Here is a 25,645-nt window from a genome sequence, read left to right on the forward strand (position 1 = left end):
GAATACCACCACAAACGCGAACGATAACGACATGACTGAGCTGAGTACGAACGAGACGCCAGCGAAGCCGGATGACGCTGCGGGAATCGACACGGCAGACACCGGCGGTCCGACAAATTCCGCAATGGAGATCGACTCTATTCATGTTCGCGAGCAGCTCCTGTCGCAGCTCTCCGGCCTGGTTCCAGCCACAACCGCGGAATCAGTCGCCCTGGCGCGGGCATCCTCGCCCCGTCCATCGCTGCTGCGGGTGACGATCATCAACGCCATGATCGGCATCGGCATCGGATCATTCTTCTTCCTAGTTGTGGAAATCCTTGCCCAGCCGACGATCCCGATCACGCCGCTGGGCGTGGTCTCATTGTTTGTCATGTCCGCGCTGATCGGCGAGCTGACGCTGCTGTTCGATTTGCAGCTCCCCTATTGGACGATTCTGCTCATGCACTGCCCGCTCACCTTCGCTCTTGTGATCGGCTGGATACTGGCAAACCGTTGGTTCATCGTGCTTTCGCGGCATTTCGCCGGATTCGCCGCGTTGTTCATCGGCATTTACCTTCTCGTCTGGGTGGGCGCCGTACTGCACGGCTGGCTGCTCACCGAGCGTCTGAACAGGACACTGCGGCAACGCAATCAGCAGCATGATATCTGACTGCGTTGGCATGCTGATGACTGTGAGGGCGTAAGCGTCACCCGACGTACTTGTCGTGCGGCGGGTGAATGTCGCTATATCTTGAATGTGACGTTATCAGCGAGTAAAAGGGCATGTTCGAGACAGCGTCAGCGCGATGATCCGGATGGGCAGAAACAGTTCAGCTCATTTTTGCTCACCCTTGTTGTCCTCGCCCGGAAAAATGTGAGTCGCCGCGGATCCAAACTGCTCAATACCGCAGCTGAGAACCCCTCGGCCCACCTGCTTCCACGCTGCTTTCGCGCATCTCCTGCGCCATCTGCATCAGGCGCGAGATGCGCTCGTCGGTTGGCGGGTGCGTGGAAAACAGTCGGCTGAAACCCTGTGCGGAGAAAGGATTGGCGATCATCATGGCGGAGACGCTCTGCGTGCCGGCAGTCTGTGGCATGGGTTCGGTCTGCACACCGACGGAAATCTTGTTCAGCGCGGAGGCAAGCGCCTCAGGGTCTCCGGTCAGTCGGCTGCCATCTTCATCGGCGTCGAATTCGCGGGTGCGGGAGATGGCCATCTGGATCAGAGAGGCGCCGATTGGAGCCAGAATCATGCTGGCAAGCAGACCGATCAGCCCGATGCCGCCACCGCTGTTGCGGTTGTCTCGGCTATTTCCCCCACCGAAGTACATCAGCGAATATCCCAGATACGTAATAACCGTCGCCATAGCCGACGCAACAGCGGACGTGAGAATGTCATGGTTATAGACGTGCATGAGCTCGTGTCCAAGCACGCCGCGCAACTCGCGCTCGTTGAGAATCTGCAGAATGCCCTGCGTGCAGCACACCGCTGCATGACGTTCATTGCGGCCAGTTGCAAAAGCGTTCGGGCTCATGGTCGGGGCAATAGTGACGCGCGGCATAGGCTTGCCCGCCTTAGCCGACAGCTCGCGTACCACGCGATACAGCACCGGCGCCTCCTGCTCGGAGACCTCACGCGCACGCATAGAGGCGATGGCCAGCTTGTCGGAGAACCAGTACGAGATGAAAGTCGTCATCAGCCCGATGACGATATAGATGCCGAGTGTGCCCTGACTGCCGCCTGTGAACCACCAAATCAGCATGATGACAGCCCACATCAGCGCGAACAGCAGCGTGGTTTTCAGCCCATTGAAATGCCCGTGCACCTTCACATTCCCAGTCATACTCAGCAGGATAAAGAGTCCGTCTGGACTTTTGCTGAATGTTCGCTGTTGGGCAGTACGTCGCATTCTGCACAGCAAATCGCCCCTAGCGCATAAAAAGGCTATGCGACCGGCATGGGGAACGTTGCTTTTTGCACGTCAGAGTCGAGTTACCGTAGAAATGCAACGGCTATCGTCGCGTTTCCCGCATGATACCAGGCCTTATGCGGGGTTGCGCTGTCTGACAGCGCTGAAGCGTCACAAGCCCTGCACCATCACGGGGTCAGTGCGGGAATCGTGATGGTTGAGCGACGAAATTCCTCGGCTCCCCATACCAGTCGAGGCAATGGGAACAAGTTCACAAACGCCCGCTATGAGTATGCAGTCGCCGATCGCGCCATGGCGCCGCCTATTGCTTCACCGGTCAACGGCTGGCAGTAGCCGGAATAGTCACATCAAACGGAGCGATATGCCGGTAACACAACGATGGAGACCGGCCGGTCATGCAGCGGCCGGTCTCATCACCTCTGAGCGCAGCGACTTCGCCAGCCTCACTTCGCCGCTATGCGCGGGAAAGCCTTCGCGCCCGCATATTGCGCGTCGCCGCCCAGCCGCTCCTCGATGCGCAGGAGCTGATTGTACTTGGCGATGCGTTCGCCGCGCGCCGGAGCGCCGGACTTGAGCTGCATGGCATTCATGCCGACGGTCAGATCGGCAATCGTCGCGTCCGGTGTCTCACCCGAGCGATGCGACACCATGGTGGTGAAACCGTTGCGGTAGGCCAGATTCATTGCGTCGAGCGTCTCGCTCACGGTGCCGATCTGGTTGAGCTTGACCAGCAGCGAATTCGCGGTTTTCTCATCGATGGCGCGCTGCAGCCGCTTCGGATTGGTCACGAAGATATCGTCGCCAACGATCTGCATCTTGTCGCCGATCCTCGCAGTCAGCGCGGCGAAATCGTCCCAAGCGTTCTCCTCGAAGGGATCCTCCATCGAGATGATCGGGTACTTGGCGAGCAGGCCCTCGTAGTAATCGGCCATCTCAACACCAGTGCGCTCATCGCCATCGAAGCGGTAAACGCCTTTCTCCTTGTCGTAGAATTCGCTTGTCGCCGCGTCGAAGCACAGCGCGATCTGCTCGCCCGGACGGTAGCCGGCCTTATCGATGGCCTCGACCAGCAGATCCATGGCCTCGGCCTCGCCGGTGGATGCGCCCGAGGGCACGGAGCCAAATCCGATCTGCCCGTCGGCCGTGGTCAGCTCGACCTCAATGGTCGGGGTGCCGCGCGAATCGAGGATCTCGCGTGCATGGATATTGGTGATATTGCTCATGATTGCTCCTTAGCAATATATGGATAATCGGGTATGGAGTTGTGATTGACCGTCTGATCGGCGGCTGCCACCGTGTGCGGTCTATACCGTCGAGTTCGGTTTTGAAGATTCGCGAATGCTGGAATATCAACGATTCTGCACATCGTAAAACGTCACACAACGGTCACGCAGCGTGACTCTGAACCGGCGCGGGTGTCTGGTCCCGACTGCTGTGTTCTCGATCATGCCGCCTCAGACAAGCGACGTCTCAGGCGATCGCAGCCACGAATTCAGCCGCCGCAGCGTGTTATGGTTCATCATTGTCCGGAGGAGCCGATGTGTTGGCTCTGCATCAGAGCCTCGCCTGCAGCAGATACGTCCACAGGACTATCTGTTTGACGCCTCGGCGCGCTCGAACGAGGCTGCGACCTCGTCAAGCGCCCTAGTCAGCGGCTCCCAATGGATGTCGCCGTCGACATGCTTGTTCGGTTCGAGCACCTTGTACTGCGCGAAGAAGTGAACGATTTCGGTCTTGGCGAAGTCATCGATATCGTCGATATCTTGGATGGCGTCATACCGCACATCCGCGGGCACGCACAGGATCTTGGTATCAGGACCATGCTCGTCGGTCATCACCATCATGCCCACTGGCCGGCATTCCACGGCGCAACCTGGGAATACTGATTCGGGCAGCAGCACGAGGGCGTCAAGCGGATCGCCATCCTGTCCGAGCGTGCCGTCAATGAAGCCGTAATCCGCTGGATAGCCCATCGAGGTGAACAGCGTCCGGTCAAGATGCAGCCTGCCGGTTTCGTGGTCCACCTCGTATTTGTTGCTACAACCGCGCGGAATTTCAATGGTGACAGTAAAGGTATCGGCCATTGTTCGCCCCCTCCTTGGGAATCATTCCAGGAAAGAGAGGACATGACATGACTCTGCATCCCTGCAGAAGTCATCAGCCCGAAGGCGGTTCGGGCCAAGTGCCCAGGGTGAACCTCATACCCGCTGCTCACGCTATCACCTTTTGGAGCATGCGGCTGGCGATATGCAGAATCTAGTTGAGTCCTGGAAATAAGTTTTGGGACTCATTCAGAGGCCTGGGCGTCCGGATTCTGCACGTCGTGATTTCCCGGAAAATCGCGAAACTAAGCGTCAAAACAGGAGTTACACCAGCTAGGTTTCGTAAAAGTCCCGGGAAAATAGGCAGAATCGCACCATGCTATTGGGGCTCTGCCGAGAACAGCTCGCCGCGATCTCCCCAAACCTGCTTACTTACCACGCGCCAGACGCCGCAACTCCTCGGGTTCCACAACCTTCTTATGCTCGCGGCCTTCTTTGGCGCCCTCAGCGCGCTCGAAGGCGTCGATGCGTTTCCATCCGGCGAAGTCGATAGCCGCAACGCCACGCGAGGCAAGCAGCCGGTCGATGGATGCCGGGTCGCGGTCGGGCGCAACGCGGCCCGCGACACCATCCTTCGAGAAGTCATCGAGCATATTGGTCACGATGAGCAACGCGTCGGATTTGGTCGACCCGATGAGACCTATCGGGCCACGCTTCGCCCAGCCGGTCGCATACAAACGCGGCAGCACCTCAGCTTGGCCAGCGGCAGAAGCAAGAATTCGTCCACCATCGTTTGCCAGCACCGTGCGCCCCTCGTCATAAGCGACACCCGGCACCTCGGCCGGCTTGTAGCCGATCGCATGGTACACGGCCTGCACGGGAAATTCCTCGAACTCGCCGGTGCGACGCATCACACCGTCAGCACCGGTTTCAGTGCGCTCAATACGGATGGTCGCGACCTTGCCATCAGATCCCGCGATTTCGACAGGGTCGGCATTGAAATGAAGATAGTACCTGCGATCAGCCGGATTGCCCTCGAAGTCGACGCCGCCGCCATCTTCCATATCCTCAGCCATCTCGCGAATCGAGAACAGCTCCTCGACCATCTGACGGGTCAGCTTGTTGGCGCCTGCCCGCTCGACGGTCTCGTCATCCAAATCGAAGTCGTCCTCGTTGATGACGAGCTGTACGCCCGGCAGCTTCTCCATCTCACGCAATTCCTGCACCGAGAACTTCGCCTGCGCCACGCCGCGCCGGATGAACAGGTGCAGCTCCTTGACCTTGTTGGCCTTAATGCCCCCGTACACATTATCGGGGATATCGGTGCGGGTTTTAAGATCCTCAGCGTTGCGCATGAGCTCGCGGGCCACATCCATCGCCACGTTGCCGCCGCCGATGACCGCGACCTGCTCCGCGTCGAGCGGCCATTCGCGCGCGCCTGTAGGGTAGCCATCGTACCACTCGACAAAGCGCGCGGCACCGAAGACGCCTTGCAAACCAGCCCCTGGAATCAGCAATGGCTTATCCGCGACAGCGCCGGTTGCGAACAGCACCGCGTCATAGCGGGCCAGCAAGTCGTCGAGGGTAATGTCCCTGCCGAATTCCACATCGCAATACAAATGAATATCCGGGTTGTTGAGCGTTTTCTCGAGCGCGTCTGCGATGAATTTGATGCTCGGGTGATCGGGGGCCACGCCGTAGCGCACAAGGCCGAAAGGCACAGGCAGTTTCTCGAACAGATCGATACGGGCCTTGGTCCCCAGCCCCATGCCCTCGCCAGTCGTCCTCAGCTGACGTAAAAAGATATCGGAGGAATAGACGCCAGCGGGGCCAGCGCCGACAACGGCGATGCGCAATTCGTTATTCTCGTTCACGTTCTCAGTCACACGCCCTAGGGTATCGCAAACTCTGCGCCTGCGACAGGGGTTCTTTGGCGCCAATTCCGCCAGCAGCCTCATCTGCACGCATCACGCACTTTCTCGCTACACGTTGTCGCGCAGTCTCCATACATATTGCGTCTCATGCGTGCCTCATTGAAGCAAAATCTTTCGTTCGCGCGTTTATTAAGCACTTCATGGCGGATTCCACTGCTCGAAGCCCTTTCCTGACCGTCAAGCGTATCAAAAGAACGCTGATATTCCGCCATTCCTCTGTGCGACGCGTACCGGTTGTACTTTGCGAAGTGCTTAATAGACGAAAAAACTGCCTACTAAACGCATTGAGACGCAACATGCTCGTGATTCGAAGCCTCTTGAAACCTCGTAGCATGTTTATGGTCTCCGCGTTAAGCACGCGCAGCAATTCTCCGTAGTATCTCCTGGCTCAATTCGACTCATCATCATCTTTTAAGCAGTTTTTTCGTCTATTAAGCACCTGCCCAAGTAGACGCCTCATTCGGCTCGCACTATTTTGGCGGAATACCAACGTTTTCTAGTTCGCCGTTATAGACATTGCAGCTCGGGAACCTGCAAAATTCTCAAAATGTGCTTAATAAAATCGCAACAGGAAAACGCTACCGAATCACCATGAGGACGGCAACTGCGACGAACAACAGCGAGACGATGCCTGAGACGGCTGAGACGACAACGTATTGACGGTGGGCCGCAGCAGTATCGGAGCCTGAGACGGCCGAGATGCCCGGTTTGCCTGAGCTGCCCGAGCGCGAGACCTCCGAATCGAACGCTGCGGCGGTTGAAGCCTTGCGCGACTCAATTGCCTTGGCGGCGGCGTTCATGTGCGGCACGACGACAGCGAGCGTGAGCACAAGGGCAATCAGCGTCAGCACAACCGACCACACGAGCCAAGCAGTGCCGAGCTTATTGCGGTATGCCGGGTTCATCACATAGAAGCCAACCACGCCGAACGCGCCGACCAACACGGTCAGCCAGCCGAGCATCATCACCGTGCGCGACAGGCCGCGCACCTGCGCCGATCCGCCCTCGCGGATGGCGCGCAGCCCGGTCATGGGCAGTACCGCCAACGGGCCGATGATGAACACGGAACCGATGACATGCAGCGCAATAATCCAACTCATGACTGCCACTATACGCCCACAGAAACAACGAAAATCAACCGCCACCGCAAAGCGCCATTCAGAATCGAGTATTGAGCGATCAACGGTTTACGGGGACGTTCAAGCCCTGAGCCGCTACAAACAGCAAGTAACCGCCATCTCGTACAACGAGTCGATGTCAATAATCCGCATCTGGTCCCTCCTCAGTCGCGCTCGATCAGTGCGGTGAGCGCCCAGAGAATCGAGACGACATCGATGGCCTCCTGCAGGAAAGCACCCACGACCACCGGGATGAGATTGAAGGCGGCAGCGATCATGCAAAGGAAAGCCAGCGCGATTCCGGCGATGACGGCCTGCAGCATGACCCGTTTGGTGCGCCGTGCGATGGCGATGGCGCGAGGCACGGCAGTGATGTCGTCATGCATGATCACTGCCTGCGCCGACTGGGATGCGGCGGTCGACGTGCCATCGGTGATGGCCATGCCGATGTCGGCGGCAGCCAGCACCGGGGCGTCATTCACTCCGTCACCGACCATCATCGTGGTGCGCCGATCGGCTGGGCCGCCGCGCAACCGTGGACGGATTGCCGCAGCAAAGCCAAGGCTTTTAACCCGGATATTGCTACGCCTACTAATTCCAACCCAGCCAAGTCCACGCCCGCCAAACCCAGCCTGTCCTTCTCCGCATCCACTGCCTTCAGCCCGATCCCCCTGCGCACCCGACTTTTCAGGTGCTGCGACCGCCCTGAGCTTATCTTCCGGCAGCAGATCAGCGTGCACATCGGAGATGCCAACACTATCGGCAACGATTCTCGCAGAAGCCTCGTGGTCACCCGTGAGCATAGTCAGGCGATCAATGCCAAGTGAGCGCAGCTGGTCCAAGGCTTCCCGGGCATTGACGCGCGGCACGTCCTTAAGCACGATGCGCGCAGCGAGATGCCCATTCACCGCTACATAGGTGATCATTTCATCGGGCGCCCGCTTGCCGAATTGCTCTGTTGGGAAAGCAGCGTCAGGACTGTTGATGCTGCCCGCCCTACCGGTGCCGGTAGGGCCGTGCATATAGGTATCACCAGTGCTGGCCTCAGAATTCTGCGGCGCAATCACGTAGTCGAAGCGACCGACGCGCACCGGCACGCCGTCGACCTCGCCGCAGACGCCGTTGCCTGCATCTTCGTTGACGTTCCTGACAGCTGGATAGCCGCGTGGCACACCATATCGGCCGCCGGTCTGTGCAATGAGCCGACGGCGAGCCTGACCCCCCGCCGCAGCGATGCCTTGGGCGAGAATATGCACGGAATAAGTCTCAATCGCGCCAGCGAGCGCAAGAATACGGTCTTGGACGGAACCACCGCGATCGCCATAATCACTGCCCGCGTCGCCAAATCCATCCGCAAGATCGACGCGCGCGACCTGGGGTGTTTTGACGGTCAGCGTGCCGGTCTTATCGAAGAACACATGAGTGACCTGGCCGAGGTTCTCGAGCACATCCTGCGTTTTGATGAGAATGCCGGATTTCGCCAAACGCCCGGTTCCGGCCATATATGCCACGGGCGCCGCGATGAGCAGCGGGCAAGGAGTCGCCAAAACCAAGACTTGTGCAAACCGCGTGGCATTGCCTGACACTAGCCACGCCACGACTGCGAGCGCTAGCGCGATGAGCGTGAAGGGCACAGCCAATCGGTCGGCGGTCCTCACCACGGCGGCGCGCGATCGCTTGGCAGAGGCGACCAGATCAAGTATCCGCTGGTACTGCGAGTCGCGGGACAATTGGGTCGTGCGCATGGTCAGCGCGGACGAGCCGTTCACTGCGCCAGACATGACGCGCGCGCCGGCATGCACCTCGCGCGGCATCGGCTCACCGTTGATGGCGCTCAGATCCAGCGTGGCCGAAACGCTGAGCAGTTCGCCGTCGACTGGCACCGTCTCCCCGGGCAGCACCACCAGTACATCGCCAAGCCGGACTTCCTCGACCGGCAATGTGCGGAAATGCGATGCCCGCTGCGTCATCGCTGCCGCGCCTTCCTTCACGTCCACCACGCCTGCTCCGGCGACTGACCGAAATGCAACCCGATCTCCACCAGCCGCACTCGAACGCGAACCAATGCTTGAAGTCGTCGAAGCCTCAGGGCAAGGCGTCGACTCGCTGGCTGCTCCCGGCCGCAGCCCGATGCCCGGCAAATCGATCATATGGGCATTGCGCGGCGCGGCACTTGCCAATGTGCTCAGGCTGCTTTCCGCCTTGGACTGCGCGTACTCCTCGATCGCCTCGCCCGACCAGACCATGAGCACGACGGCCCAGCTGGCCCAGTATTCCTGCACAGCGAGCGTCGACAATATGGCGAGAATGGCAAGCACGTCCACGCCGACGCGGCCGCTGCGCAAATCCCCAACCATGCCAACGAACGCATCCACGACAGTGTAAGCGACCAAAATAATGACGAATACCTGCCCCAGCGAAGGGCTCGCAATACCGAGCCACGACTGCCACGGGCGCACGTCCCCCAGCACGGCGAGGGGCATCGCGCAGAGCACGGTTATGGGAAGCAGTGGGACTCGTTTACTAAGGTCGATGGCGCCACGCATCGTTTCTCCTTACGCTCGCATACGGGCCGCACGCGGCAAAGCGCGCGGCACTGCATTCACGCCTTGTTAACCCACCGGGAGGCTTTCGAAAGAATGCGTCACGATACACGGCGTAAAGATAGACATATTCAGTTATGACCCAACAAATACAACCAACATCAGCCGTTTGGATGGCTGCCCATCATGCTAGCAACAGGTCGCAGACAAGCGGTTCTTCACGTCTGAGCACGTCGATCCAAGTTGCATGTGATTGCTGCAAGTGCGCAGGCACAACACCTGTTTTCCCACCGCGTCGCATTTACATCCCACACGTGTATGCCGTCGCATCACGCAACAACGCGCACATGACAGGAGGCGATCCGGCTCTGTCATGCCACAGGCACCACGAGCTCATCGTCTGCAGTGCATTGCATTGGTTGTCGAGAGACGCGGGCGGCCGCATGCGGGCTGATTTACCACTGTCCGAAGGGATCGGTGAAACCGTTGCCATCGCCATTATCATTGCCGCTGTCTCCATCGCCGTTGTCATTATTATTCTGGCTGTTGCTGCTTCCCGACTGGGAGCTGGTGGAAGCAGTCTCCTGCTGGTCGAGCGTCACGTCGACGTCGATGGTTTTGGAATCGCGCACGATGGTGAGCTTCACCTTGTCGTTCAGAGCCGATGCGCGGACATAGCCCAGCAGCGAGTAGGTGTTGTTTACTGCCTGATCGTTGAAGGCGACGATGGTGTCGCCGACCTTCAGACCCGCCTTGTCGGCAGAGCTACCGGAGACCACGCTGGCGATCTTCGTCCCGCCGCGGGTCACGCCGTCGGCCTGTGCGGTCGCGTCCGAAATGGTCACGCCGAGTTGCACGTGCTTGACCGAGCCATTGTCGATGATCTCCTGCGACACCCGTTTGACCAGGTTCGCAGGGATCGCGAAGCCGATGCCGATGGATCCCGCCTCCGAGCTGGTCGTGGCCGTCGAAGCGATCGAGGAGTTGATGCCGATCACCTTGCCGGACGCGTCAAACGTCGGGCCGCCGGAATTGCCGGGGTTGATGGCCGCGTCGATCTGGACGGCGTTGGTCACGATCTGCGTGTTGCTGCTGTCGTCGGAGACGGAAACCGGTCGGTTGAGGGCCGAGACGATGCCAGTCGTGGCCGTGTCGTCGTAGCCGAGCGGATTGCCGATGGCCATGACGCCCTGACCCACGGCGAGAGAATCGGAATCGGCGAACTCCACTGGTTTGAGATTACTCGGCGGATTGTCGAGCTTGATGACCGCAAGGTCAGTGGTGGTATCGGTGCCGACAACCTGGGCCGTATATATCTGCCCGTTCGCCAGCGTGACTTGGATCTGCCGTGCGCCCGAAATCACATGGTTGTTGGTGACGATGTGACCTTTGGTGTCCAAAATCGCGCCCGAGCCTTTCGCCACTCCGCCACTCACCTGCGTCTGGATGGCGACGACCGAACCGGAAACCGCATTGGAGACAGCGGTCCAGTCAGCGGCTGTGCCAGACTCCAGCGGCGCGGTGCCGCTGCTGGATTGACTCGATCCGACGCTGCTCAGTGAGCTGGTGCTGGCAAACTTAACCCAGCCGTTCGTCGCCGCCGCGTAACCGATCCCCAAGCACAGCGCCGCGGAAACCAGCGCGGCGACGACCGCGACCACGATCGCATTCACGGGGCGATTCGGAGCCATAGCCCTCGGGGTTTGGTTGTTGGCGAATGGGCCTTGCGGCGGGTAGCTTTGGCCTTGCGGCGCCTGCTGACCTTGCGCAGGGTTACCGGGATTATAGCTCTGCTGTCCCTGCGATCCTTGCTGGCCGTTGGCGAATCGCGCATTCGGTCGCTGTCCGCCCGGGTTGAAAAAGGGATTCGCGCCGAAATAGGGATTGCGGTTCCCTTGTTGCCCTTGCTGGCCATTAGCGGATTGGCCGTCGGACTGCCCATTATCTTGCTGCGCATTGGATTGAGCGCCGGAAGCAGGGCCGTTGCCAGAGCCGTACGCGCCATATTCGGGTTGCGAGTTATTGCCATAAGGAGCGCCGCCGTAAGGGCTCCCGCTATTAGCGGCATTCACGTTGCCGGCATCGCTATTGCCGTTCTGCGGCTGCGGAGGCACCGGACCGTATGCGCCATATTCGGGAGCCGGACGATACAGCGGCGCTGTTGGCTGCTGCGCGCCTGATCCCGTCGTCGGAATCTGTGTGGTCGCCTGCCCGGAAGAAGCGGCGGCCGCGGGGATGCCCTGTTCGATCACAGCCGTTTGGCTGGGATCATCACCGGCATCACTGTCGGTATCGCCATTATGATCATCATTCTGCGGATCGGAATCCTGCGCATATGCCTGATCCTGCGCCTGATCCGTTGAAGGCTCTGCATCATTCGAGTCGAGCGATCCGAGCGGTTGCAGCGAGATCGTCGGCCGATCTTCCTGAGCCTCATGCTGCAGGTCGCGCGAGTCCTCTTTGGGCCCGTTCCAGCCTTCGGCCCCCTCATGCGAGGGATTGTCATGCTCCTCAGCACCATTCTGGGCGTTCTGGGCATTCCAGTCGCCGTCATGTTCTTCAGCCATCGCTGCTCCTTTGAATCGGTTGCGATATCCGATGGCCGTTCGGCCATACCGTCGCGGTTCATCGCTACATAAGAGTAAAGATAGTTGTTCTGGAAGTTCTCTGAATGTTTGTTGGAAGAAATGCGCCAATCCCCAACATGTTCTCCGAACTGGACGCACTCGGCGGCTATTGCCTTGCGCTTTTACACGAAATCCACGACCCGTCGCCCATCCCACGGCGCTGCGGCAGGGCTTCGCCTAGAGTGAACGATATGACCAGTCTTCTTGAGCGCTCTAGTGGAGCGCGGCCAGACCAGCCCGGCAACCGCGACGCCTTCGGCTTCGAAACGACCACGCGCCTGCCCGGTTCGGCCCGAGGCAAGGGACGAGGTGGAGCCCGGTACGGCCGCACCGGCGTTATTCATACCCCGCATGGCGACATCAAAACCCCAGCGTTTGTGCCCGTAGCCACACAGGCTGCAATGAAAGCCGTTTTGCCCGAACAGATGCGCGAGCTCGGCGCACAATGCTTACTGTCCAACGCGTTCCACCTCTTCGAGCGCCCCGGCGAAGACGTGCTTGACGAGGCCGGCGGTCTTGGCCAGTTCATGAACTGGGATGGGCCGACGTTCACCGATTCCGGCGGATTCCAAGTGCTTTCATTGGGAGCGGGGTTCAAAAAGACCCTCGCGATGGACGTCAAGGGCATGAAGTCTGATGACGTGATTGCCAAAGGCAAGGAGCGTCTGGCTTTCGTGGACGAGGACGGCGTGACCTTCAAATCTCCGCTCAACGGCTCAGAGCATCGCTTCAGCGCCGAGATCTCGATGGGCATCCAGCATAAGATCGGCGCGGATATCATGTTCGCCTTCGACGAGCTGACGACGCTGATGAACACGCGCGGCTATCAGGAGCGTTCGGTCGAGCGCACGTTCCGTTGGGCCCGGCGCTGCGTCGCCGAACATCAGCGACTGACTGAGACTCGCATCGGCAAGCCGTATCAGGCGCTCTACGGGGTGGTGCAAGGCGCGAATTACGAGGACCTGCGGCGCCACGCGGCGCAGCAGATTGCCTCGCTTGATTTCGATGGCGTCGGCATCGGCGGGGCCATTGAGAAGCGCGTGATCGGCGACACCTGCGCCTGGATCTGCGACGAGATGCCCGAAAGCCGCCCCCGGCATGTGCTCGGCATCGCCGCCGTGGACGATATCTTCGCCTGCGTGGAGAACGGCGGCGACACCTTCGACTGCGTCTCTCCTGCGCGCACCGGTCGCAACGGCGCGATCTACACGCGTGACGGCCGCTACAACATCAAGCGTGCCGCCTACAGGCACGATTTCGAACCTCTCGAAAAAAACTGCACTTGCTACACGTGCACGCATTATTCGCGCGCCTACGTCGATCATCTGTTGCGGGCGCATGAGCTGAACGGCTTCACCCTGGCCACGATCCATAACGAGCATTTCTTCGTGAAGTTGCTTGACGACATCCGCATCTCGATCGACGGCGGATACTTCGATGAATTTCGCGACGAGTCGCTCGCGCGTTTCTACGCCAACGGCAGCCGGGGGTGAACGGGAAACCATCATGCGCGATTCCGGCGTCGCGTGTCGGATAGGATTATGCCGCAAGAGACTTAACACAGTTCGCACGAGGAAAGGCGGGAATCATGGATTTGCACGGTCTGCATAATCCGCACGGTGTTCCCGACCCGCACAATCTCTCGGATTTACACAATTTTTCTGACCTGCAGAATGTGGTAGCCGAGCGCCATTCCGTGCGAATGTACACCGACGAACCGGTGGATGATGAGTCACTGGCAACGATCAAAGAAGAAATCGCAGTCTGCAATGCCACATCCTGTTTGCATATTCAGCTGGCCAACGGCTTGGCCGACGCATTCTGCGGCTATCCGACCCATTACGGCAGATTCAGCGGGGTCCATAATGCCATCGCTCTGATCGGCGCGGGCAGCAGTATCCCTGATCTGGGCACATCGGCGAGTGCGGCTTCGCATGCGCAGGCTCATGATGCTCAAATTCACGCCCGTCAAACGACGACCGGCACGGACGAAACCGCCCTCCAAATCAAGGTCGGCTACTATGGCGAATTGCTGTCCCTGCGTATCGTTCACCTCGGCTTGGCAACCTCGTGGGCGGTGCTGGACAACGCGGTCGACGGCTGGTGGAGCCTCGGCGATGGCGAGCATGTGATCTGGATCCTGGCTTTCGGCCACCCTGCACGACCGGGCGCGAAACATCATACGAAGCCGATGGAGCAGCTGCGCAAGCTGCCCGAAGGCATAGAGGCCTCGCAGGCGCCAAAGTGGTTCATTCGCGGCATGCACGCGGCGATGCTGGCGCCGACTTCACTCAGCCAACAGCCGTTCATCATTGAGCTGCACGGCGACGATACCGTCAGCGCCCAGGCCACCGAAGGCCTCTTCGCCCACGTCGGCCTCGGCTGCGCGATGTGCAACTTCGAAATCGGAGCATATCCGCATCACGTCGTTTGGCGGCAGTAGCGATAGGGCCGGAATCTGCGTTAGCGGGATCCGTCCAAGGCGGTTTTTTGCATCCGCGTTCACGCTTCGGCGACACTCCGAATTGCGGTCGTACCGCGCACGTAGTAAGTTAGCTGTTTGTCTGCGAGTATGGCGGAATGGTAGACGCGCTATCTTCAGGTGGTAGTGAGCGAATGCTCGTGGGGGTTCAACTCCCCCTACTCGCACCGGTGATTAAGCCCTCGGATCTTTGAAATGCCAACGATCCGGGGGCTTTTGCCTACCCCGTAACTGGCCTCGTGCCAACAATGTGCCCGCGGCATGGGTATGCACGGCAGTCCGCCCATGATTCATTCAGGCCATGGCTCAGCTCGTGCGGAGCTCCTCTGTTGATTTGTCTCACTCATATGTGCCTTTGCGCAGGATCTTGCGGTCGGTCATCATCAGCTCGCCTTTGGCGATAACGGTTTCGAGTGTCAGCTCCTCGTTGGTGTCGAAGAAGAGCAGGTCGGCGTCGAGCCCTTCGGCGATCCGGCCTTTGGCGGGCAGGGAGAAGGAGCGAGCCACATTCGAGGTGAAGAAGCTCAGGGCTTGCGGCAGACTGAATTCGCCAGAAGCAACAAGACGCTGGAATTCGCTGTGCATGCAATCCATTGTGAGCACGCCGATGCTCAGCAGGTTGCCCGCCGGGTCATATGTAGAGGTGCTGCCATTGGCATCAGAGCTGATGGTGATCTGGTCGAGCGGCACCCCTTGACTGCGTGCATCCTGAATGGCTGCGCATACGCTGCGCTCTTCGCGATCGGAGCATGACAGGTCGATGAAGCCGCCCAGCTTCGCGTATTCGAAGGCCTGCTGCAGCAGCGGCTGGATGCGGTTGACGTGCGTGGGGTGGATGGTTTTGGCCGGCAGGCTCGTCTCACGCACGGCACGCAGGACGAGGTCGAGTCCAAGCGGGTCCTCGCCCATATGAGCCAAGATGACGCCGGCCTTGTCGGCGAGCATGCCGGCGATGCGGGCCTGCGATGCCAGCCGCAACAGCTCCTCGTAGGTCACGAAGGAGCCGCGGTGGTCGGAGAGCGCCAGCTTCACGCCGATGACCTCGTCGATGAAGGTGATGTCGTCGGCCACGCTGCCGGTGATCGTCACCGAGGGGTAGCTGTACGACCCGGTGTACATATAGGCCGTGATGCCTTCTTTGTTCAACGCCCGAACTTTGGCGTAGACGCCGCGTGGGGTTCGCGTAATGCCGTTCGTGCCCAAGAGCCCCATGCATGTGGTGACGCCATTGCGCACGAATTCGGAAAGCATCACCTCGGGCGCCATGGTGTTGAATCCGGATTCGCCGCCGCCGCCGACCACATGCACATGGTTGTCGATGAAGCCTGGCGCCACGATGCGCCCGGCTGCATCGACGACTTGCAGATCAGGGAACGCGCCAGCGGGAAGCGTGATCTTGTCGGCGACGCGCAGGATCTTGCCGCCCGCGATGAGGATGTCGTGCAGTCCTAAATCTTTCGGGGCGTACACATGGGCATTAGTAACCAGAATCATATTCAGCTCTTTTCTTCCGATACGGCCGGAGGACGCGTTCGGATATTGCAATCGGACAATGCGGTTGGGCGGCGCGCAACCCGTCCACGCCGCAGTCTTCACACGACTGTATCGGACTTTGCGAAACTGTGCGCGACTTCGGGCGTCGCCACCCGTGTCGCCTCATGGGATTTTCTCTTGCAGGTCCGGTCTCGCAGTGACCCGTCACAATCAAATGAATCGTGGATTCCATACCGTGCCGCCTGCCCAGTAGCCCTTACTCCTCCATCAGCTGCAGTTTCTCATCGCGGTAGATGTACTTCGCCTTGCTTTCGAAGGGATTGTCGACCGGGATGGCGGAAATGAGCGCCTTGGTGTAGTCATGCTGCGGATTCGCGTAGATCTGCGCGGCGGGCCCGACCTCGACGAATTGGCCGAAATGCATGACCGCAATATCGTCGCAGAAGTAGCGCACGACATTCAGATCATGCGAAATGAACAGATACGTCAGTCCGAATTCGCGCTGCAACCGGTTGAGCAAATTGAGGATCTGCGCCTGCACCGATACGTCGAGCGCCGAAACCGATTCGTCCAAGATGACGAGTTTGGGCCGCAGGATGATTGCGCGGGCGATATTGAGCCGCTGCAGCTGGCCGCCGGAAAACTGGTGCGGGTAGCGGTTCAGGCTCCCCCGCTCCAAACCCACGGTGTCGAGCATGAGCTCGATGCGCTGCCGGCGTTCTTTGCCGGATATCGGCACCTTGTGAATGGCGAATGGCTCCTCAAGTGAATAGGATATCGGCTTACGAGGGTCGAGCGTGCCATACGGATTCTGGAATACCATCTGCATCGCGGAACGGCCCTTGCGCACAGCTTTCTTGTCACGCCTGGTGATGTCCTGCCCATCGAACACAATTTCGCCCTCATCCGGCTCGATCAGCTGATCGACAAGCCTGGCGATAGTGGATTTGCCGCTGCCTGATTCGCCCACAATGCCGAAGGTCTTGCCGCGTCCGATCGAGAAATCCACGGATTTCACCGCCTGGACAGCTGCCCTGTGCCCGAGGCCGAGAAACCCTTTCTTCATGAAGGTCTTCTTCAGCCCGGTCACCTTTAACACCGTCTCATGCTCGTTCACGCCAAACCTCCTGTGCAATGCCCGTAATTCCCTATGTTTGCGCTGCCCATCCGACCATCTAACCCGCCGTATAACTCAGGTATCGATGCCCTGGCTCGTATTCGAGCATTGGCGTATCGGGATCGTTCAAAATGTCTTTGGAGAATGTCGAGTAATCGATGGTCTGCAGCGGTTTGCCCGGCGCGATGGCCTGATTGACCTGCGCTGCAAGGAAGCCTTGCGTGTAAGGGTGCTGCGGGGCCGTGTAGATCTGCTTGGTCGAGCCGTATTCGACCTCCACGCCGTTGTACATGACCATCATGTTCTGACAGGTCTCCCAGATGACGCCGAGATCGTGCGTGATGAAGATGATCGACATGCCGATCTCTCGTTGGATCTTCTTGAACAGCGCGATGATCTGTGCCTGCACGGTGACGTCCAGCGCGGTCGTTGGCTCGTCGGCGATGAGCAATTTCGGGTTGCAGGCGATCGCGATCGCGATGACCACGCGCTGGCGCATGCCGCCCGAGAATTCGAAGGGATACATGCTGATGCGTTCCTTCGCATTCGGTATCTCCACCAGTTCGAGCAGCTCCAACGCCTTCTTGCGCGCCTGGCTGTGCGAAACCTGCTGATGGGCTTCGATCGTTTCCGTGATCTGCTTTTCGATGGTGAACACGGGATCCAAGCTCGTCATGGGATCTTGGAAAACCATCGATATCTCGCTGCCGCGAAACCGCGGAAGCACCTTCTTCGGGATGGAGAGAATGTCGGTGTCCCCCATGCGCATTGTCTTTGCGGTGATTTCCGCGTTCGTCGGCAGCAGCCGCATCAATGACAGCGAGGTCACGCTTTTGCCTGAGCCGGATTCACCCACAATGCCGAGCGTCTCGCCGGATGCAAGCCTGAAATCGGTGCCCTTGACCACATGCGTCCGGGCTCCATTGTGCACGAATGATACGTTGAGCCCTTCGACGTCCAGTAAGGTTCCCATATTGCCTCCTTCTTGGCCTTAAGCCTCTCAGTCCTCGACCTTGGGGTCGAGGGCGTCGCGCAGCCCGTCGCCGAATACGTTGAATGCCAGAATGGTGAGGAATATGGCCAAGCCCGGGAAGAACGCGACGTAGGGCGCCGTGGCGATGTAGTCGCGTCCGTCGCTGAGCATGGCGCCCCATTCCGGCGACGGCGGCTGGGCCCCCAAGCCGAGGAAGCTCAGGCTTGCGGCAGTCAGGATGGAATTGCCCAGGCGCATCGTGAAGTTGACGATGATGCTGGCGAAAGTACCCGGAAAGATGTGCGAAAAGATGATCCGCGCATTCGACGCCCCCAGCGAATGCTCCACTTCGATGTATTCGGATTGCTGGATTTCCAAAGCGCTGCCACGCACGATGCGCGCGAAGTTCGGGATGCCGAAGATGGCGACCGCCACGACGACGTTGAACAGGCCCGGCCCGAGGATGGCGATGATGCCGATCGCCAGAATGATGCCAGGGAAGGCGAAGAGCACGTCAGAGAAACGCATGATGATGCTGTCGAGCCAGCCGCCATAGAAGGCAGCCAGCAGCCCGAGGATGCTGCCGATGACCGCCGCCACCGCCACCGAGGAGACGCCGACGGCCAGCGAGATGCGACCACCATACAGAACCCGGCTGAAGATGTCTCTGCCGAAGGAGTCCGTGCCAAACAGATGGCGCGCGGACGGCCCCTGCAGAACGCTGTTATAATCGGCCTGCGAGAAGTTATATGGCGCGACTACGGGTGCCAGAATGACGACGACTACCAGCAGCGCAATGAAGATCGCAGCGATCAGCGCGTTCCGTTGGCGAAGGAACGAAGAGAAGAAGGCACGGACGGGCGAAGTCGCCCCGATATGCGAGTAGTTGTCTTCGACAACGATTCCCTGTGCGGTCATGACCGGCCCACCTTCCTATTTCTCGAAACGGATCTTCGGATTCAACAACCCGTAGAGCACGTCCACGATGAGGTTGATCACAAGGAACTCAACGGAGAAGAGCAGCAGCAATACGCGGATGACCGTGTAATCGCGGTAGCTCACCGAGTCGATCAGAAGCCTTCCCACTCCCGGCCAGTTGAAGATCGTCTCGACGACGACCGAGCCGCCCAGCATGAAACCCATCTGCAGGCCTATCATCGTCACGATGGGTATCAAGGCGTTTCTCAGCCCGTGCCCATACACCACGGAACGTTCAGTCAGCCCCTTTGCACGAGCCAGCCGCAGATAATTCTCTTTCGACACCTCGATCATGGAGGAGCGCGTGAACCGGGCGACGACCGCTGCGGTTCCCATGCCAAGCGTCAGGGATGGCAGCACGTAATCGCGCCAGCCGGAGCCCATGCCGCCGGTCGGGAACCAGCCGAAGCGCACGGAAAAATACTGCATGAGCATCAGACCGAGCCAGAAAGACGGGATCGATATGCCGGCGACCGCCAGGATCATACCGAGATGATCCTTCCACGTGTTGCGGTTGCGCGCCGAGAACACGCCGATGAGCAAGCCGAAGATGATCGCCCAGAATAAGCTGGCCAAGCTCAGCAGGAGCGTGGGCATGAAACGCGATCCGATCTCCACGGTCACTGGCTGGTGAGTGCGCAGCGAATCGCCAAAGTTGAAGGTGAACAGGCTCACCAGGAAGTCCTTGTACTGGACGATCAGCGGCTCGTTCAACCCCAGCTGCTGGCGCATCTGCGCCACTGTCTGTTCCGAAGCATCAAGCCCTGCGGCGAGCCTTGCGGGGTCGCCGGGAATGAAATGGATGAACAGGAAAACGAAAATCGTGATGAAAAACAGCGTAGGAATCATCCCGATGATGCGCTTGGCTATGTATTTGCCCACAAGATCCCTCCCATATATGCCGTCCGCAGAGCATTGCTCGGCTCTGCGGACGGCATGGTCGCGTTACGATGCTACGAAACTGCTGGCGCTACGACTCGTTATTTGCCGAAGCTCAGATCGCCCACATTCAGCAGACCGTCGGGAGACAGATACACGCCCTGGAGGCTTTTCTGCGACGCGTATGTATTCTTCGGGACTGTCAAGAACACCCACGGCGCCGTCTTCCAGATCTCCGCCTGCGCCTTGTCGTATGCCTCGGCCCGCACGGAGTCGTCCGCGCTGGCCAAACCAGCCTTCAGCTGGGCATTCACGACATCGTCGTTGTAATAGGCGGTGTTGTAGGAATTCGGCGGGAAGCTGTCCGTGCCGCCAAGCAGCGGCCGCAGGCCCCAGTCGGCATCGCCGGTCGAAGGCGACCAGCCACCGTAGTACATCTGCACCTCGGCGTCCGCGGGAGTCTTGGCGCCCCACAGTCGGTCGGAGAGAGTGCCCGATTCCATCTGCTCGACCTTGACCTTGATGTTGATCTTGGCGAGCTGCTGCTGGACGAACTCGGTCGCCTGCTGGGACTGGGAGGTATTGTTGCTCCAGATCGTCGTGCTGAAACCGTTGGGATAGCCGGCCTCGGTCATGAGCTGTTTCGCCTTGGCGAGATCGAAGGCATAGCTGCCCTGCTTGGCGTAGTACTGGACGCTGGGCGCCAGCGGGGCATCGGCGACTTCGCCTTGGCCGAAGAACACGACGTTGATGAACGCTTGCTTGTCAATGGCGTAATTGATCGCCTGGCGGACCTTTACATCATTGAAGGGCTTCACGTTCGTGTTCATCGAGACATACTGCTCATAGATCGAGTCCCCTGCGGTCACATCGTATTTGCCGCCGGCAGACAGCGACTTGAATTGGTTCGCGGGAACCGGATAAATGAAGTCCGCCTCGCCGCTTTGCAGCATCGCGATGCGGGTGCCATCCTCGGGCGTGGGCTTGAAGGTGATTGAATCGGCCTGGGTGATGTTGGACTTATCCCAGTACTTGTCGTTCTTGGTGACGGTAAGATGATCGCCTGAAACCCATTCCTTGAAGATGTAAGGTCCGGTGCCGACCGGGTGGCGGCTGACTTCCTTGCCGTACTTTTCAATAGCTGCCGGACTGATCATGAGCCCTGCCGGATGTGCGAAGGTGTTCGCGATCGCGCCGAACGGCTGCTTGAGATTGACCTCGACGGTGGAATCATCAATGACCTTGGTGTTATCGATCACGTTAAACAGACTTGCGCGGATCAGGCCACTGTCCGGCGCGGTGACGCGGTCCAAGTTGGCCTTGACCGCTTCCGCATTGAACGGCGTGCCATCCGAGAAGCTGATGCCTTTGCGCAGCTTGAACGTGATCTGGGTCGCTGTGTCATTGACCTTCCAGGAGTCGGCCAGCACGCCGATCACCTTCATGTTCTTATCGAAACCGAGCAGCCCCTGATAGATGGTCTTCTGCACGGAATACGACAGGTTGTCGTTCGTATTCTGCGGATCCATCGTCGTGAAATCCGCCGAGACGGCAACAGTGATGTTGCTGTCCGCGGCGTTTGACGAGCCTCCCTGCGACGAACCGGTGCCTGAGGAGCACGCGGTAAGAAAAACCATGGACAGCAGCAACGCAAGAACTTTGAATCTTGACTTCCTCATTGCCTCATTCCCTTCCCTAGTGCCAAAGCCAGTGCGAACGGTTACCGAAGCAATCGGGCGCACGGGGAAATCTTTCGAAGAAATCGTTTTCCGTGCCGACCGCGCCGGGGCAATCCGCACGAAAACGGGAACTTCCTGAAATCGTTGCCCCGCGCCTGGCAATAGACCTTAGTATTGTCGACGGATTCGTGAGCCGACTCCTCCAACGGAATCGTCAGAGCCGCCTCACGAATGTATACAGCATCATACGTGGCCCAATGTTTGCTACCTGTAGAGCATATGTTTCAATCAGATTAACGAACTGAGCGCTTTCGGCCGGCTGCGCTTCAGGCCAGGTATCATCATCTGGATCTAGTTTGATGCTGTGCGCACTGCGAGGCGCCGTCTCACAGTCCATTCAGCTTCGCCAAGCAATGAGCACGAAACAGCGGACACCGCGGATATCGTGGATACCATGGATTTTGCGCGATATCGTGGAGCTATGTCGGACAACAATGAATTCGTAGATAGGCCTGTGCTCCTGCATGCGTCGGATGATGGCAAGGATGTTGCGCGGGGCCTGGGGCTTGCATCCGGGATCCTGAGCGATCCAGGGTGCGCGGACTGCGTGCTGCTGGTCGTCAATCACAATGCCGTCGAAGGATTGCACGAGCTCGATGGCGCGGATGTTCCCGACGGTCTGACGGTTGTCGCATGCGCCAAGGCGCTGCGGACCCACGGCATATTGCCGGCTTCGCTGGATCCGCGCATCGAAGTGGTGCCCTCGGGAATCGTGTTCATCGCCCAACAGCAGCGCGACCACGGCTGGTACATCAGGCTTTAGCACAGCTCAGGATGGGACTGGGATCGTCCGGAAACTTCCGAAACGATCGATCGTCGCCCTGCGGCCCTGCCGCTCGCGCCGATCGAGGCAGGGTCGCAGGGCTGCCGACAGTCACGACGGCGTCCCGCTTCCTTTATTCTTGTTCTTATTTGATTTCGTATGCGGCGAAGGACACTGAGCTGGACTGTTCCGCCGAGACTTTGATGGCATTCGCCCGAGGGCCTAGCCGCACTGGCAAAACGACCGATTGCAAAGGCTGCGAATCGCACGCCCCTGCCTTGAATGATCTGACCGTAAATTCGTGTTCCACGGCAGCAGGCGAAAGTATCGTGGCCATGCCGGGCAGAATTGCCGCACAACTCGCAGAGAGCTTTATCTTTGTATTGCCATCCTTGGCAGAACAGTTTTTTTCTATAGCTCAGCACAACACATAGTTCAAAGAGAATCTCCTTCGGCAGAGCAGGAGCAATATCTGATTGTGCATTTGACGTGTGAACGCCATAGCCGCCCTATGCATTTCCCGATTCTTTCTGCAGTAAACTGCAGAAAGAATCGGGATCCCTCGCTTGAAGAAACAATGCTTCACGCAGTACTCGAATATATGTCCTGTCATTGTTCAGAAGAACAGCTTCGCAACGCCAGCGGCCAGGAATACAAGCAGAATCGAGGCGAGGAAGCTTGCCAGGAAGACGCGGCGGCCCTGGACAGCGATGGCTTTGAAGTTCACAGTCAGTCCGAGCGCCGCCATGGCCATGCCGAGCACGATGTAGGCGACGTTCACCAACTGCGCGGTGATTGCGGCGACGAAGGGCACGAAGGTGCCGATAACCGAAGCCGCGATGAAGCCGAGCATGAACCACGGGAACGCGACCACGCGTTTGCCGCCGCCGGCCACTTGGCTGTGGCGCTTATCCCACCAGATGGCGATGATAATGGCCGCGAACACGAGCATGAGCACGCGCGATAGTTTCATGATCGTTGCAATATCCACCGCGCCGAATGCGGCTCCGGCCGCCACGGCATGCGCGATCTCGTGCAGCGAGGCGCCGGCCATGATGCCGAGCTGCGTATGGCTCATGCCAGTCAGCGGGCCGAACGCGATTTCGGCGAGCGCGAACACCGTGCCCATGATCGCCACCGTCGCCACGGCCATGGTCACGTCGTCGGCCTTCTCTGTTTCGCGCTCTTCGGGGACTCGGATCGCGCCGGACAGGCCCATCACGGCTGCCGCGCCGCAGATGCCAGTACCACCGGCGACCAGAATCGCCAGCATCGGGTCGACGCCGAGCCTGCGAGCGATGGCGTAAGTCACCATGATGCTAAATGTGACGACGAGAGCCGCAATAGGCAGGCATTTGATGCCCTGTGTGAAGAGCACGGTGAGATTGAGCTTGAAACCGAGCAGAATGATGCCCAAGCGCAGCAGCTTGTTGGAGATCAGCCCGGCGGCGTCCTTGATGCCTGCGCGGCGTTGCTGCGAACTCTTGGAAGCGGCAACGCACCACCGGCGAATCGGGAACTGCAGCATCATGCCGATGAGCAGCGCGATAATCAGCGCGCCGAACAGGCTGAACCCCGGATATTGCTTGAGCCATGCGCCAATCAGCGATGCGACGAGCGTCACGACAACGACGAACAGCATGTCAGCGGTGAAGACGCGCCTCGCCCATTTCTTCTGGAACTCTCTCATAGACGCCCATTCAACCGGATGCAATCAGCATCGGTCAAATCGAACTTAGCTATGTTTGGCATTGATTATTTCGATGCTATATGGATTACCCTGGTCATCATGCCGCAGCCATCGCAAGAACCGGTCCACCACCAGCCCACTCGGTCCTGTGATCAACGTTTAAGACTAATCCCTGCTTCTATCTGCGCTGCGCGCAGCGGTAATCGCGCGACGCTCCAAGTAACGCGACCAGAAAATGGCGGTTTTATGCCGTCAGATACTCAACGCTCCGCGAAATAGCACCTCACATAACGCAGATAACTCTCCGCAGCACCCCAATAACGCTACGTACAAGAGAGATGCCTGTTTCTTGTGCACAAAATTTCAGGATTTCCGGCCATCCCGGACACAGAAAGCGATCAATCAAACGTAACCAAGCGCTCAGCAGACAAGCCCTCGCCCAACCGCCATCCGTTCACCCGCGCATCGCATCGACCATCGTATGAGCCAGAACACGCTGCGCGCGCGAAAGTCCGGATCGCGGTATCAACGCGTAGAAACGCCGCACGAATTCGCCGCTCAACTCGCGCGTTGGCACATGCTCGGGCACGGCGGCCTGCGAGACGATTGACTGGCCGAATCCAGCAGCAAGAGTGGCTACAATCGCCGCATTGCTGGCCACTTCGATGCTGTGCGCCGGAGTCCTGTCGCAGGTTTTGAAAAATAGATCGGTATAGTAGCGCACACCGGAACCATGCTCGCGCACCAGCCACACGTCACCCTGCGCCCCGGCCCACACGAGCCGATCCTCACGCAGAGTGACCCGGCTCACCGATTCATTGACGATGGGCTTCTCCACAATGCCCAATTGCGCGGCCTTTATGCCGGTGCGCTCAAGGATCGCGTCGGAATTCAGCGTCGCCGTGCGCAGGTCAAATTGCGCAAGACCGTTCGCCCCACAAGCCAGCGCCGATGGCAGCAGCACCTCGGACGCGGTATGGGAGAATAATGCAAGAAACGGCTCGCGACGCTCGCGACTCGCCGCGATCTGCTCGCAGGCTTCACGCCACGAATCGCCGATGCCTGTCGCTGCACGGTACAACAGCAGCCCCGCCTCGGTCGGCGTCACATCGCCTTTCGCATGACGCTCGAACAATGGCGCCCCGACCACGCGTTCCAACTGCGCGATGCGCGAGGAAACCGTGGGCTGCGAAACCTTAAGCTCGTCGGCGGCCAGCGTGAATTGACCGATTTCGACCACGGCAACAAGGGTCTCAAGCAAGGGGAACATGGGTCAAGCCTAGCGCAGCAGCGGCGTGGAACTCCAACGCACACCCCACGAAATTTCACTGACAAATCATGCTATCGTTTATACAT

At 59.2% G+C, this 25,645-nt stretch carries 19 protein-coding genes, 1 tRNA gene and 1 riboswitch; of the genes, 5 read left to right on the forward strand and 15 right to left on the reverse strand.

Features of this window, described 5'->3' with window-relative positions; genetic code table 11:
• Window positions 1-31 precede the first annotated feature (31 nt).
• On the forward strand, window positions 32-649 hold the full coding sequence (locus LKG04_RS02715; protein WP_291761656.1) for a DUF3021 domain-containing protein: 618 nt from the start codon (window positions 32-34) through the stop codon (window positions 647-649).
• A 229-nt stretch (window positions 650-878) separates the two neighbouring features.
• Here the strand turns inward: LKG04_RS02715 and htpX are convergent, their stop codons facing one another.
• From htpX to LKG04_RS02750, 7 genes are all read right to left on the reverse strand, one after another.
• Window positions 879-1,823, reverse strand: a complete 945-nt coding sequence (htpX, locus tag LKG04_RS02720) for a zinc metalloprotease HtpX (RefSeq protein WP_291761654.1) — start codon at window positions 1,821-1,823, stop codon at window positions 879-881.
• A gap of 530 nt (window positions 1,824-2,353) precedes the next feature.
• Window positions 2,354-3,133, reverse strand: coding sequence for a hypothetical protein (locus LKG04_RS02725; RefSeq protein ID WP_291761652.1), 780 nt, complete (start codon window positions 3,131-3,133; stop codon window positions 2,354-2,356).
• 366 nt (window positions 3,134-3,499) lie between these two features.
• Entirely contained in the window at window positions 3,500-3,994 is a 495-nt protein-coding gene (locus LKG04_RS02730) for an inorganic diphosphatase (protein WP_291761650.1), read from the reverse strand.
• 57 nt (window positions 3,995-4,051) lie between these two features.
• Window positions 4,052-4,125, reverse strand: a riboswitch (Fluoride riboswitch).
• A gap of 255 nt (window positions 4,126-4,380) precedes the next feature.
• Entirely contained in the window at window positions 4,381-5,838 is a 1,458-nt protein-coding gene (locus tag LKG04_RS02735) for an FAD-dependent oxidoreductase (RefSeq protein ID WP_291761648.1), read from the reverse strand.
• A 626-nt stretch (window positions 5,839-6,464) separates the two neighbouring features.
• Window positions 6,465-6,986 carry a DUF2269 family protein gene (locus LKG04_RS02740; protein ID WP_291761646.1) on the reverse strand — a complete coding sequence of 174 codons (522 nt, stop codon included), beginning with the start codon at window positions 6,984-6,986 and terminating at the stop codon, window positions 6,465-6,467.
• Window positions 6,987-7,168: 182 nt separating this feature from the next.
• Complete coding sequence (locus tag LKG04_RS02745; RefSeq protein ID WP_291761644.1) at window positions 7,169-9,550, reverse strand: HAD-IC family P-type ATPase; 2,382 nt, start codon at window positions 9,548-9,550, stop codon at window positions 7,169-7,171.
• Window positions 9,551-10,002: 452 nt separating this feature from the next.
• Entirely contained in the window at window positions 10,003-12,114 is a 2,112-nt protein-coding gene (locus LKG04_RS02750; RefSeq protein WP_291761642.1) for a S1C family serine protease, read from the reverse strand.
• A gap of 251 nt (window positions 12,115-12,365) precedes the next feature.
• Here LKG04_RS02750 and tgt point away from each other — a divergent pair, with 251 nt between their 5' ends.
• The 3 genes from tgt to LKG04_RS02765 all read left to right on the forward strand — a co-directional run bounded on the left by tgt (window position 12,366) and on the right by LKG04_RS02765 (window position 14,823).
• On the forward strand, window positions 12,366-13,667 hold the full coding sequence (gene tgt / locus LKG04_RS02755) for a tRNA guanosine(34) transglycosylase Tgt (protein WP_291761640.1): 1,302 nt from the start codon (window positions 12,366-12,368) through the stop codon (window positions 13,665-13,667).
• Window positions 13,668-13,762: 95 nt separating this feature from the next.
• A complete protein-coding gene (locus tag LKG04_RS02760; protein WP_291761638.1) occupies window positions 13,763-14,617 on the forward strand; it encodes a nitroreductase family protein in 855 nt (284 codons plus the stop codon).
• 123 nt (window positions 14,618-14,740) lie between these two features.
• Window positions 14,741-14,823 (forward strand) — tRNA-Leu (locus tag LKG04_RS02765).
• Window positions 14,824-14,995: 172 nt separating this feature from the next.
• On the opposite strand, the gene iadA is transcribed toward LKG04_RS02765, so the two are convergent.
• The 6 genes from iadA to LKG04_RS02795 form a co-directional block, all read right to left on the reverse strand.
• A complete protein-coding gene (gene iadA, locus LKG04_RS02770; protein ID WP_291761636.1) occupies window positions 14,996-16,150 on the reverse strand; it encodes a beta-aspartyl-peptidase in 1,155 nt (384 codons plus the stop codon).
• Window positions 16,151-16,406: 256 nt separating this feature from the next.
• Window positions 16,407-17,267, reverse strand: a complete 861-nt coding sequence (locus LKG04_RS02775) for an ABC transporter ATP-binding protein (protein ID WP_291761634.1) — start codon at window positions 17,265-17,267, stop codon at window positions 16,407-16,409.
• A gap of 58 nt (window positions 17,268-17,325) precedes the next feature.
• Window positions 17,326-18,240: an ABC transporter ATP-binding protein gene (locus LKG04_RS02780; RefSeq protein ID WP_291761632.1), complete on the reverse strand. Its 915-nt coding sequence runs from the start codon at window positions 18,238-18,240 to the stop codon at window positions 17,326-17,328.
• A 27-nt stretch (window positions 18,241-18,267) separates the two neighbouring features.
• On the reverse strand, window positions 18,268-19,158 hold the full coding sequence (locus LKG04_RS02785; protein ID WP_291761630.1) for an ABC transporter permease subunit: 891 nt from the start codon (window positions 19,156-19,158) through the stop codon (window positions 18,268-18,270).
• Between the two features lie 15 nt (window positions 19,159-19,173).
• A complete protein-coding gene (locus LKG04_RS02790) occupies window positions 19,174-20,100 on the reverse strand; it encodes an ABC transporter permease subunit (protein ID WP_291761629.1) in 927 nt (308 codons plus the stop codon).
• Between the two features lie 98 nt (window positions 20,101-20,198).
• Window positions 20,199-21,776 carry a glutathione ABC transporter substrate-binding protein gene (locus LKG04_RS02795; RefSeq protein ID WP_291761627.1) on the reverse strand — a complete coding sequence of 526 codons (1,578 nt, stop codon included), beginning with the start codon at window positions 21,774-21,776 and terminating at the stop codon, window positions 20,199-20,201.
• Window positions 21,777-22,257: 481 nt separating this feature from the next.
• Here LKG04_RS02795 and LKG04_RS02800 point away from each other — a divergent pair, with 481 nt between their 5' ends.
• Window positions 22,258-22,599, forward strand: coding sequence for a hypothetical protein (locus LKG04_RS02800; RefSeq protein ID WP_291761625.1), 342 nt, complete (start codon window positions 22,258-22,260; stop codon window positions 22,597-22,599).
• A gap of 616 nt (window positions 22,600-23,215) precedes the next feature.
• Here the strand turns inward: LKG04_RS02800 and LKG04_RS02805 are convergent.
• Window positions 23,216-24,289: a YeiH family protein gene (locus LKG04_RS02805; RefSeq protein ID WP_291761622.1), complete on the reverse strand. Its 1,074-nt coding sequence runs from the start codon at window positions 24,287-24,289 to the stop codon at window positions 23,216-23,218.
• A 454-nt stretch (window positions 24,290-24,743) separates the two neighbouring features.
• Window positions 24,744-25,559 (reverse strand): LysR family transcriptional regulator, encoded by an 816-nt coding sequence (locus LKG04_RS02810; RefSeq protein ID WP_291761620.1) that lies wholly within the window; start codon window positions 25,557-25,559, stop codon window positions 24,744-24,746.
• Window positions 25,560-25,645: the final 86 nt, after the last annotated feature.

Source organism: Bifidobacterium sp., assembly GCF_022640935.1.
GTDB lineage: Bacteria > Actinomycetota > Actinomycetes > Actinomycetales > Bifidobacteriaceae > Bifidobacterium.